Here is an 11534-nt window from a genome sequence, read left to right on the forward strand (position 1 = left end):
GTGTTCTCCTTGATCTTTCGTTGCGGCTCACCGGGCCAGGGCTGCCCGCAGTTCCCGCTTGAGCACCTTGCCGTAGCTGTTTTTCGGTAGCTCGTCGACGAATTCGTACCGTTTGGGCCGCTTGAAACGGGCGATGCGCCGCAACAGATGTGCGTCTAAGGCCGCGGGGTCGACCGTGCCGACGATGAACGCGACCACCACCTCACCCCACTCGGCGTCGGGGGTTCCGACCACGCACGCCTCCGCGACGCCGGGGTGCTCCAGCAGCACCTCCTCCACTTCGCGGGGGTAAATATTGCTTCCGCCGCTGATGACGACATCCTTCGACCGGTCGCGCAGCGTCAGAAAACCGCGCGCGTCGAATGAACCCAGGTCGCCGGTGTAGAGCCAGCCGTCTTTGAGCGTGGCGTTGGTCGCGTCGGGATTGCGCCAGTACCCGGACATGACCGCCTCGCCGCGGCAGACGATTTCGCCGATCTCGCCGACGGGCGCCGGGAGGCCGTCGGTACGCAGCACCGCGACCTCCATTCCCGAGCGCGCATACCCGACCGAACCCAGAATCGCGTCGTCGTCGGAGTCGTGATCGACGCCGCGTAACCCGGTGATCGTCATCGGGGACTCGCCCTGGCCGTAGATCTGCGCGAAGATGGGGCCGAATGCCGTGATCGCCCTGCGCAGGCTTTCGACGTACATCGGCCCGCCGCCGTAGACGATCAACTTGAGATTGGCCGGACGGCCTCGGCCCGTGTCGACCAGTCGTTGCACCATCGTCGGCGCCAGAAATGCGCTGACGGCCGGGTGGTGTTCGCAGAGATCGAGGAACTCCCCGGGATCGTAGGAACCGGATTCGGGCACCACCTGGCGGGCAGCGCGCAGCACGTACGGCAGGACATAGAGGCCGGAGCCGTGCGACATCGGCGCCGCGTGCACGAGGCTGCAGTCCTCATCGACAGCGTCGATGTCGGCCAGATGTGCGACGGTCATCGCCGTGAGGTTGCGGTGCGACAGCATCGCGCCTTTGGATCGTCCGGTGGTGCCGCTGGTATAGAACAGCCACGCCAATGCGGCCGGATCGGTGTGCGGTGGCGGCGCCGACGGGGTGGCGCTGAAGCGCCGTGAATAGTCCTCGGAATCAATGATTTCCGTGCGTGTGGTGGTGATCGGTGCCAGGTCGGCGCCGATCTTGGTAGAGGCGAACACCTGCGCGACGCCCGCATCCTGGAAAATCTGCGCCATCTCGAGCGGATGCAGCTTGAAGTTGACCGGGACGACGACGCATTCGGCGGCCCAGATCGCGAACATCAACTCGATGATCTCGGGGCGGTTGTGGGTCGCGATCGCGATACGCGCATGCGCACCGTGCTGCTGCCGGATCGACGCCGCCAGCCGTAACACCCGGTCGCGCAACTCGATCCAGGTGCAAACTTCGCGGCTTCCGTGGTACAGGGCGCCGCGATCGGGGAACCGGCTGGCGGCCTGATCGAGCAGCGCGAACAGATTCATTGCTCGATCCACCGTGATTCCAGCGCGAAGTCCGACAGATACTTCGTCGAACTCCATCCGCCGTCCACGACGATCGTCTGGCCGTTGATGAAACTTCCGCCCGGCGAGCACAGGAAGGCCACCGTGCTGGCGATGTCGTCGATGCGGCCCAACCGCTGATGCGGGGTCATCTCGGTGTTGATCTTGCGGAATCGCTGGTCCTGCAAGCGCTTCTCGACCATCGGCGTCACCGTCACCCCGGGCGCGACGGCGTTGCAGCGGATGCCCGACGCGCCGTACTGGCAGGCGATATGGGTGGTCAGCGCGGTCAGCCCGCCCTTCGCGGCGGAGTAGGCGCCGCCGCGCAGGCCGCCGACGACGGCGAATGTCGATGTCACGTTGATGATCGCCGACCCCGGCGCCATGTGTGGCAGCACGTCGCGGGCAAGCCGAAACGGTGCCCGCAACATCAAACCCAAGAAGTAGTCCAGGGTTTCGTCGTCGGTCTCGTGCAGCGGTTTCGGGCTGCCCACACCGGCGTTGTTGATCAGGAAGTCGATGTGACCCCAGCGCTGCACCGCGAGATCCACGATGCGTCGTGGCGCGTCCTCGTCGGTCAAGTCGACCGCCAGCGTGGCCACCCGGTCCGGATCGTCGATCGCCCTCTCGAGCTCGGCGAGCCGGTCCGGGTTGCGGCCCGTGCCCAGAATCGCCATGCCCATCTCGGCGAGTTTTGTCGCGCAGCCCAACCCGATGCCGCTGCTTGCTCCCGTGACGATTGCGACCTGCATCTCACCCATCCTCGGTTCCCGCCTTGGTCAAAGACGCTCGGATCTGATGCTTGAGGACCTTGCCCGCATCGTTTTTCGGCAGGGCATCGGTGATCACGACCTGCTCCGGCGCCTTGAATTTGGCCACACCCTTGCTCACCAGCAGCGCAAGCAGGCTCGCGACGTCCGGGGCGGGGTTCCCCGCGGGCACGATCACCGCGCACGCCCGCTCGCCGGTGCGCTCGTCGGGCAGCCCGACGACCGCGATCTCGGCGATGCCGGGGTGGTCGGCAAGCAGGTCCTCGACCTCCTTGGCCGAGATGTTCTCGCCGCTGCGGATGATGACATCTTTGGCTCGGCCGGTCACGACGAGGTACCGGTCGTCAACCCAGCGTCCCAGGTCACCGGTGTGGAAAAAGCCTGCGGCATCGACGGATTCGTCCTGCGCGTGGCGGTAGCCGACCAGCATCTGCGGGCCGCGCACGCAGATTTCCCCGTCACCGGCGGGTGCGGATTCGTGCGCGACGAGCTTGATCCGCGCGATCCCGGGCCGGCCGTCGGTGTCCGCCGCGTAATCGGCTTCGTCGGGCCCGGGAGCGCCGACCGTCGTGACGGGCACTTCCGTGCACCCATACACCCGGGTGACCAGGGCACGGCTGAAATACGCTGCGGCGCAGCGGATCAGCGTCGGCGATACGGACGCGCCCCCGCAGATGAACACCTTCAGGTCGGGCAGCCGGGTCCCGGCCTGCTCGGCGGCAGACAACAGCTGCTGCAGAAATGGCGTGGCCCCGGCCATGTGGGTACATCGCTCGGCGTCCATCAGGGCGACGGCCTCCGACGGTTCCCATCGGTCCATCAACACCGCGGTCGTTCCCAGCAGTAGCGGGCATTCGAAGGCATAGATAGAGCCACCGATATGGGCGATCGGCGACGGGACCAGGAAGGTGTCGCCCGGCTCGATCATCCAGTGGTCACGGATCTGACAGATCAGGGCGTGGATCGAATTATGAGTGTGCAGGACGCCTTTCGGCCGACTCGTGGTGCCCGAGGTGTAGAGGATCATCCGCACCGAATCGGGATCCAGCTGAGGAAGCACCGCGTCTTGTGCCGAGTGCTCGGCGAGCAGGGCAGCGTATGGAGTGTGCGCGGGGCCGGCGCCGCGGACCACCACCACGGTCGGTGCCGGACTCATCGCGGCCGTCACCCGGTCGAGCATCGCGGCATAGTCATGTCCGCCATATTGGCCCGGGACGAAAACGATTGCGGTATGGGCATCTTCGAGGATGAAACGCAGGTCGTGGTCGCGCAGCGACGGCAGGATCGGGTTCACCACCATTCCGGCCAGCGTCGCGGCCAGATAGATGACGGCGGCCTCATGCCAATTCGGCAGCAGGAACGACACGACGCTGCCCGTCGGCATGCGCGACATTAGAGCGGTTGCCAACGCGCCGGCCTGCGTGTAGAGCGCGGCACAATCCATCCGGATGTCCTTGTCCACCAGAACTACTCGCTGCGGCGATACTTCGGCGGCGGTGCGCAGCGAATCGGCCAGCGTGGTGTGAACCCAGAGCCCGCGGCGGTATGCCTCGGCGGTGTACTGCGGGGGCTGGGCGGTCACCTCAACCGGCCTGACCAGCGACGCGACGCATCGTCATCGCGTACCGAAACCTCGACGACAGGTGCGTGTTGATCGTCACCTGAGCCACCTCGCCGTCGGAGGTCGTGTAGGTGCGGCGCATCTGCAGGGCAGCAGTGCCCGCTTCGACGCCCAGGCCGTCGGCCAGTTCCGGCGAAAGCAAAACGGCGGCGATCTCCTGGTGCAACGCGGCGACACTGACGCCGAACAGATCCTCGATCAGCGGAAAAATAGGGCCGGCATGACGTTGCAGCAGCCTGCCGACCGCGGCGAAACTGCGGCTGATGTAGTACTCGGTTCGGCAGATCGGCACCGGCGCGCCGTCGGCTTGCCGATAGCCCCTTACCGATAGCCACTGGGAGCCGACCTCGAGTCCGGTGGCAGCGGCCAACTCCTCGTCGATCGTCACCATCGCGTTGGATTCGATGGTCAGTTGCGCACCGGCCGCGAACGCGAGGAGATCATCGATCGACATCGCGTCCTGGGCATAGGAACTCGACGCGGGCCGGGGCACCACCCGGGTGCCCGCCCGCGGTCGGGATGCGACCAGGTTGTCCTCGCGAAGTCGGCGCAGCGCTTCGCGGACGGTATAGCGGCTTACCGCGAAGCGCTCGCACAGTTGGTGTTCGGTCGGCAGCTGCGAGCCCACCGGGTACACCCCGTCGACGATCTCCTTGCGCAACGTGCGTGCGATCTGTAGGTAGCGGTGGTCACCCGCGATGGCCTGAGACATCAGCCGCCGTCCTGGTGCAGTGCCAGCACGCTGCCGTCGCCGTCGGCCGCGATGTAGATTGTTCCGTCGGCCGCGGCGGTGATCCCGGCGAACGGGCCCTGCGGTCCGGAAAACGGCGGCATGCCCAGCAGCGGCTTGGGCGTGACGCCGGGGGGCGGACCGACCGGCAGCCCGGATGCGACCGTCTGCCGTGCGCTGCTGGTCAGATCGAACGCGATCAGCTCCTTGGCGCCGGCATCGACGATGTAGAGCACTCCGCCTTGTACCAAAATGCCTTGCGGGCGTTGCAGATCCGCGACAACGGTGTCGATTTTCGACCCGTTCACCCTGACCACTCGGCCCGCCCCGGCCTCGGCGACCAGGCAGGTCCCGTCGACATCGATCGCGACCCCGACCGGCTCATGCAGGCCGGTGGCCAGCACCTCGCTACCGCCGGACCGCAGCGACAGCACCCGTCCGGTGCCCAGCTCCGCAAACACCACCCCGGCGGGGCTCAGCGCGACACCGTAGAGCTGATCGAAACCGTCTGCCAGCACCTCGGTTTCGTTCGCCTCGGGCCGGTAGCGGCTGACCTGACCGCCGGACGTCGTGATGACGAACTCACCGGGCCCGCTGGCGACAACGCCGCGCAGGAATCCGGGATAGCCGGGGCTGAACAACATGCCCGCGGTGTGCAAGGACCCGTCGGGCGCGGCGACGTAAAAGTAGGTGCCGTCGGCGATGTAGAGCTGTCCGTCGTAGCCGACCGCGAGGTCCAGCGGCCAGTTGAGTCCGCCGGGCAACACGCACCTCGTGGTGCCCTGCGGCGATATCTCGGTGATCTCGCCGGTGAAGTTGGAGACGAACAGCTGCTCGCCGACAAAGGTGCAGTTGTCCAGGCCGGGATTCAGCTGGGCGAGCAGTTGCCGTTCGCCGCTGCGGGGATCGATGCGCAGCACCTGACCGCTGGCCACCTGAGTGGAAACGATATGGCCCTGCGCGTCGAATTTGACCGAATCTGGCACACCGAGATCGCTTGCGACACACTGTGGTTCGCCGCCGTCAGGGTCGATACGCCAGATTTCATTGGCGCCCATCACCGGGAAGTAGAGCAGGCCGTCCGGCCCGACCTCCATCGCATTGGGTGAGGGCACGTTCTCCAAGAGCACCCGAGGCGGTCCACCCGTCAGGTCGAACTCCAGTAGCCGTCCGCCCGTTCGACATTCACCGATGAACAACCGGCCCCGATAAAAGGTGATGCCGTTGGCCGACGGCACGTCGTCACGCAGCACCCGCGTCCGGCCGCCGGTGTCGCGCACGCTGACCCGCCCGTTCATCACCTCGGTCGCGTACAGGTTGCCGCCGGCGTCGAACGCGACGTCGTCGGGTGCCACGATGTCGCCGCCCTTGGGGCTGGCGGTGACGAGCTCCCCGGTGCGGTGATCCAGCGCGCTGATCTGACTGCCGGTGACCTGGGCGATGTAGATGCGACCGTCCGGGCCGGTCCGCAATCCGTTGGCGCCGAACAGCCGACTGGGCGCGGTGACTCGTTCGAGCTCCCATCCCTCGGCGACGTCCACTGGGTGCGTCACCGGGTACCGCGAGAGCTGCGTGGAGATCGCCATCGACTCGCCGAGGTCCTTCCGTGCGCCGTTTGGGCTGGACGTTATCAACTCGGCCTAGTCCAGACAATAGCTGCTTACGCGTAACGGCCCGACCTTGACAGCCAAGTCTGCCGATCGGAATAGTGTTCTCCAACGGGCAGAATGCGATATTTTGTCTGGACAAAACGGTGTTAGATCCGACTGCGGACGATGACGACAGGACACGTCCAAGGCGGGCGAAAGCAGGTCATGGACGATCTTCTAGGGCGCCTCTTAGGGTTGGAAGGCCGCGTCGTGGTGGTTTCCGGGGCCGGCGGCGGCGGCATCGGCACCACCGTCACGGCCATGACCGCTCGCGCCGGCGCCACCGTGATCGCCGTCAGCCGCTCGAAGGAAAACCTGGACGAGCACATCGATCCGCTGGCCGCCCGCGGGCTGGCCGTGGTGCCCGTCGTCGCCGACGCGTCCACCGATGCGGGCATCGCCACGGTGATCGACCACGCGCGCCGCGCCGAGGGCAGCTTGTACGGGCTGGTCAACGTCGCCGGCGGCGCGCAACCGTCGACGTGGATGCCGTCGACGCGGGTGGCGCGCAGCGACTGGCGCACGATCTTCGCCGACAATCTCGAAACGGCGTTCTTCATGAGCCAGGCCGTGGCGAGCGAACTAGTCGCGCAGCGACAGCCGGGGTCGATCGTGTCGATCTCCTCGATCAGCGGCATGAACACCGCTCCGTTTCACATCGCCTACGGGACGGCCAAGGCCGCGATCGTTGCGATGACCCGCACGATGGCCGTCGAGTTGGCCGACTCGGGCATCCGGGTGAACGCGGTGGCGCCCGGCGTCACCGAGACCGCGGCCTCGCGCACCTACGTCGACGAGGACCCCGAGCGGGATCGGCAGGCAATCGCGATGGGTCGGCGGGGCCGGCCCGAGGAGCAGGCCGGCGCGATCCTGTTCCTGCTCTCCGAGATGTCGAGCTATATCACCGGACAGACGCTGCTCGTCGACGGCGGTCTGGACCTCAAGTGGACCCACCTCGGGGCCGACAACACATCGCTTTTCCTCAAGGACGAGTCCTTCCGCGCCGAGATTAGGAGGATGCGATGACCGACTTGGCAAGCGGCGTGAATCCCGAAGCGGGTGAAGAACTATCGACACCGATGACTATCGGCGTCGAGGCATACATCTCCGAGGACTATGCCCGCGCCGAGCGTGACAAGTTGTGGCGCCGGGTCTGGCAGCAGGTCGGCCGCGCTGAAGAGTTGCCCGAGGTGGGCAGTTACCTCACCTATGACATCCTCGACGACTCGATCATCGTGGTGCGCACCGGTAGCGACGAGTTCCACGCGCACCATAACGTCTGCATGCATCGTGGCCGCCGGCTGATCGACACCCCCGATGGTGCCAAAAACGCCTGCGGCCGAGCGCGAAAGTCGTTCGTGTGCGGCTTTCACGGCTGGACCTATGGTCTCGACGGCGCGTGCACTCACATCCGCGAACAGCAGGACTGGCAGGAAGCGCTGACGCCGGACAACACCCACCTACGGCCGGTCCGGGTCGACACCTGGGGTGGGTGGTTGTGGATCAACATGGACCCGGACTGCGAGCCGCTGGCCGACTTCCTGTTCCCCGCCGCGAAGATCCTCGACCCGTTCGGGCTGGAGAACATGCGCTACAAATGGCGCAAGTGGCTGTCCTTCGACTGCAACTGGAAAGTCGCGCTGGAGGCGTTCAACGAGACCTACCACGTCTACACCACGCATCCGGAGTTCAATAAGTTCGGCGAGTTCAAGGGCTGGGCGAAAGCACAAGGCAAGCACAGCAACATCGGCTATGACGCCCCGGACGACCTCGCGGCGACCAAGTCCAAAATCCGCCTCGGAACCGGCGCCGATCCCCGGGTGTCGACGGCGCAGATGCAGATCTACACGATGGAGGAAACCAACACCTCCACCACCGAGACGCTGGTGAACGCCGCCAAACGGTTGGTCGACGAACTGCCCGAGGGCACACCGGCCGACAAGGTCCTCGAACATTGGCTGGCCTCCGCGCGCCGCGACGACGAAGCCCGCGGCGTGATCTGGCCGACGATTCCGTCCGACATCCTCGGGCAAGCCGGCACCGCTTGGCAGATCTTCCCAAACTTCCAGATCGGGCAGGGCCTGACGGTAGCGCTGTGCTACGGCGCACGGCCGCACCCCAGCTACAACCCGAACAAGTGCATCTTTGAGGTGTCGGTCTTCGAGCTATACCCGAAAGGGCAAGAGCCACAAACGCACTGGGAGTACACGCCGGTCGGTGACCCGAGATGGCGGTCGGTGCTGCCGCAAGACTTCTCCAATATGGCTGCCGTGCAGCAGGGCATGAAATCGCTCGGCTTCCCCGGCACCAAGCCCAACCCATACCGGGAACGCAGCACGGTCAACTTGCATTACCAATTGTCGAAGTATATGGGTGCCGGTGAGCCCCAGGAGCTTTCGAGCAAGGAGCGCCCACGGGCATGATCCCCGGCACGGATGAACGCCAAGACGGTTGCGGGCCCACCGAGGTGCCGCAGGACGTCGACATCGACGCGACGCGGGCCAAGTACGCCCAGGAGCGCGAGAAGCGCCTGCGCACCGACGGCAGCGCGCAGTATCTCGAACTCGACGGCGACCTGGCGGACCTCTACGAGGTAGACCCGTACACCCCGGTGGCCGACCGCCCCCCGATCGATGCGGACATCGAGGTCGTCGTGCTCGGCGGCGGCTTTGCCGGGTTGTTGTCGGGCGCCTACCTGAAAAAGGCTGGCGTGCACGATGTTCGGGTCATCGATATGGCCGGGGACTTCGGCGGCGTGTGGTACTGGAACCGCTTCCCCGGCATCCAGTGCGACAACGACGCCTACTGCTACGTCCCGATGCTTGAGGAACTCGAGTTCCTGCCGAGCAAGAAGTTCGCCGACGGCGCCGAGATATTCGCGCACTGCCAGGCCATGGGCAAACACTTCGATCTCTACGACGGCGCGATCTTCTCTACCCAGGTCGAGACCATGCGTTGGGACGAAAGCAGCAAGCGCTGGCGGCTGACCACCAACCGCGGTGACGACATCCGCGCGCGGTTCGTGGTGATGGCGCAGGGCTCGTACAACAAGCCGAAGCTGCCCGGCATCCCCGGCATCAAGGAGTACCTGGCCGCCGGCGGCCACGCATTCCATTCGGCACGCTGGGACTACGACTACACCGGAGGCGATGCCAACGGTGGTCTGCACAAGCTCGCCGACAAGCGTGTGGCACTCGTCGGCACGGGTGCCACCGGCGTTCAGCTGGTGCCGCATCTCGGCCGGGATGCCCAGCAACTGTTCGTGTTCCAGCGCACCCCGTCGTCGGTGGACATGCGCGCCAACACGCCCACCGATCCGGCCTGGGCCGCGACCCTGCAGCCCGGTTGGCAGGAGGAGCGTAAGCGCAATTTCCACAACTGGTCACCGTTTGTCGGGGTGGTCTTCGGCGAACCGGATCTGGTGTGTGACTTCTGGACCGAATTGGGCCGCAACATGACCGCGCGGATTGCCGCCAGCCCGGATCCCGCCGCGCTGGGGATCGAGGAGATCATGGAGATCCGGGAGGAAGAGGACTACAAGATCATGGAGCGGCTGCGACGCCGCGTGGCCGCGCTGGTTGACGATCCCGACACCGCCGAGGCTCTCAAGCCTTACTACCGCTTTATGTGCAAGCGGCCGTGTTCGAGCGAGACGTACCTGCCGGCGTTCAACCTGCCCAATGTGACGTTGGTGGACGTGTCGGAATCCAAGGGCGTGGAACGCCTGACGGAGAAGGGCATTGTCGCGAACGGTATTGAGTACGAGGTCGATTGCGTCGTGTTCGCCAGTGGGTTCGAGATCTCCACGGAGATTAGTCGCCGCTTCGCGGTCGACGTCATCGAGGGCCGCGACGGGCTGTCGCTGTTCGATTACTGGCGCGACAGGTACCAGACGCTGCACGGCATGACCACTCGCGGATTCCCCAACCAGTTCTTCACCGGTTTCATCCAGGGCGGCGTCTCGGCCAACACCACCGCGATGTTCGAGCAACAGGCCGAGCACATTGCTTACATCATCGCCGAGGCGCAGAAACGCGGCGCTACCACCGTCGAACCTAGTCAAGAGGGCCAAGACGGTTGGGTCAATACCGTCGGTGAACTCGCGATCGACAACTCCGCGTTCGAGATGTCCTGCACGCCTGGTTATTACAACAACGAGGGTCAGGGTGGCGCCAAGGACAATGGTGCGTTCCTCGGTGATTTCTACTCGCCGGGCTTCTATGCCTTCGGCGAGCTGATCGCCGAGTGGCGCGACGCGGGTGATCTAGCAGGTCTCGAGCTTTCATGAGCGAGTTGCGATTCGACGACCGCGTCGCGGTGGTGACCGGAGCGGGCCGCGGCTTGGGTCGCGCCTACGCACAGCTGCTCGCCGCGCGCGGAGCCAAGGTGGTCGTCAACGACGTCGGTGGGGATCTCGGCGGCGCGGGGGTCGATGCCGGTCCGGCCGAACGGGTGGTCGAAGAGATCACCGCGGCCGGAGGCCGGGCGGTTGCCTGCAGCGCGTCGGTGACGACCGCCGCGGGTGGCGAGGCGATCGTCGCGGCCGCACTCGAACACTTCGGCCGCCTGGACATTCTGGTGCACAACGCCGGCAACGTCCGTCGCGGCTCGCTGAAGGACATGAGCTACGAGGACTTCGACGCCGTACTCGACGTGCATCTGCGCGGCGCGTTCCACGTGGTGCGGCCCGCTTTTCCGCTCATGTGCGCGGCAGGCTACGGCCGCATCGTGCTGACGTCGTCGATCGGCGGCCTGTACGGAAACCGCAACGTGGCCAACTACGCCGCCGCCAAGGCGGGCGTGATCGGGCTGTCCAACGTCGTCGCACTCGAAGGTGCCGCCGAAGGTGTGCAATGCAACGTGATCATCCCGGCCGCGGTGACACGCATGGCCGAGGGCATCGACATCTCGGGCTACCCGCCGATGGGTGCGGAACTTGTTGCACCCGTAGTGGGTTGGCTCGCGCACGAGTCGTGCTCGGTGACCGGTGAACTGTTCATCGCGCTGGCGGGGCGGGTGGCCCGCGCCGTCATCGCGGAAAGCCCGGGCGTGTGCCGGCCAGCGTGGACGATCGAGGACGTCGACAGCCACCTGGATGCGATCCGTTACGTCGAAGCGCCGCTGATCTTTCCGGTCGCCCCAGACGGCCACAACGAGCACATTCGCTACAGCTTCGAGCTGGCTCAGCGGTCAAACGAACTACATGGCTCAAACGACCAAGGAGCGCTTCGTGGCTAGCCCGA

General features: G+C 65.8%; 9 protein-coding genes. 4 read left to right on the forward strand and 5 right to left on the reverse strand.

The features are described from left to right. Nucleotides 1–27: 27 nt before the first annotated feature. From ACAG21_RS10995 to ACAG21_RS11015, 5 genes are read right to left on the reverse strand one after another with little or no spacing between them, the layout of a single operon-like run. Nucleotides 28–1503 carry an AMP-binding protein gene (locus ACAG21_RS10995; RefSeq protein ID WP_370496071.1) on the reverse strand — a complete coding sequence of 492 codons (1476 nt, stop codon included), beginning with the start codon at nt 1501–1503 and terminating at the stop codon, nt 28–30. Then, entirely contained in the window at nt 1500–2282 is a 783-nt protein-coding gene (locus ACAG21_RS11000; protein ID WP_370496072.1) for an SDR family NAD(P)-dependent oxidoreductase, read from the reverse strand. The genes ACAG21_RS10995 and ACAG21_RS11000 overlap by 4 nt, the downstream gene beginning before the upstream one ends. Then, nucleotides 2275–3873, reverse strand: coding sequence for an AMP-binding protein (locus ACAG21_RS11005; RefSeq protein ID WP_370496073.1), 1599 nt, complete (start codon nt 3871–3873; stop codon nt 2275–2277). The genes ACAG21_RS11000 and ACAG21_RS11005 overlap by 8 nt, the downstream gene beginning before the upstream one ends. A 1-nt stretch (nt 3874) precedes the next feature. Next, a complete protein-coding gene (locus tag ACAG21_RS11010; RefSeq protein ID WP_370496075.1) occupies nt 3875–4624 on the reverse strand; it encodes a GntR family transcriptional regulator in 750 nt (249 codons plus the stop codon). Further along, complete coding sequence (locus ACAG21_RS11015) at nt 4624–6228, reverse strand: SMP-30/gluconolactonase/LRE family protein (RefSeq protein WP_370496076.1); 1605 nt, start codon at nt 6226–6228, stop codon at nt 4624–4626. Before ACAG21_RS11015 ends, ACAG21_RS11010 begins: the two co-directional genes overlap by 1 nt. 228 nt (nt 6229–6456) lie before the next feature. On the opposite strand from ACAG21_RS11015, the gene ACAG21_RS11020 reads away from it, so the two are divergent. From ACAG21_RS11020 to ACAG21_RS11035, 4 genes are read left to right on the forward strand one after another with little or no spacing between them, the layout of a single operon-like run. Further along, the gene (locus ACAG21_RS11020) at nt 6457–7317 is read left to right on the forward strand and encodes an SDR family NAD(P)-dependent oxidoreductase (RefSeq protein WP_370496078.1); all 861 of its coding nucleotides are present in this window, start codon (nt 6457–6459) and stop codon (nt 7315–7317) included. Further along, on the forward strand, nt 7314–8714 hold the full coding sequence (locus ACAG21_RS11025; protein WP_370496080.1) for an SRPBCC family protein: 1401 nt from the start codon (nt 7314–7316) through the stop codon (nt 8712–8714). The genes ACAG21_RS11020 and ACAG21_RS11025 overlap by 4 nt, the downstream gene beginning before the upstream one ends. Beyond that, a complete protein-coding gene (locus ACAG21_RS11030; RefSeq protein ID WP_370496082.1) occupies nt 8711–10579 on the forward strand; it encodes a flavin-containing monooxygenase in 1869 nt (622 codons plus the stop codon). Before ACAG21_RS11025 ends, ACAG21_RS11030 begins: the two co-directional genes overlap by 4 nt. Further along, complete coding sequence (locus ACAG21_RS11035) at nt 10576–11529, forward strand: SDR family NAD(P)-dependent oxidoreductase (RefSeq protein ID WP_370496084.1); 954 nt, start codon at nt 10576–10578, stop codon at nt 11527–11529. Before ACAG21_RS11030 ends, ACAG21_RS11035 begins: the two co-directional genes overlap by 4 nt. Nucleotides 11530–11534: the final 5 nt, after the last annotated feature.

Origin of the sequence: Mycobacterium sp. pR1184 (genome assembly GCF_041287235.1) — a bacterium.
In the GTDB taxonomy this organism is placed as follows: Bacteria; Actinomycetota; Actinomycetes; order Mycobacteriales; family Mycobacteriaceae; genus Mycobacterium.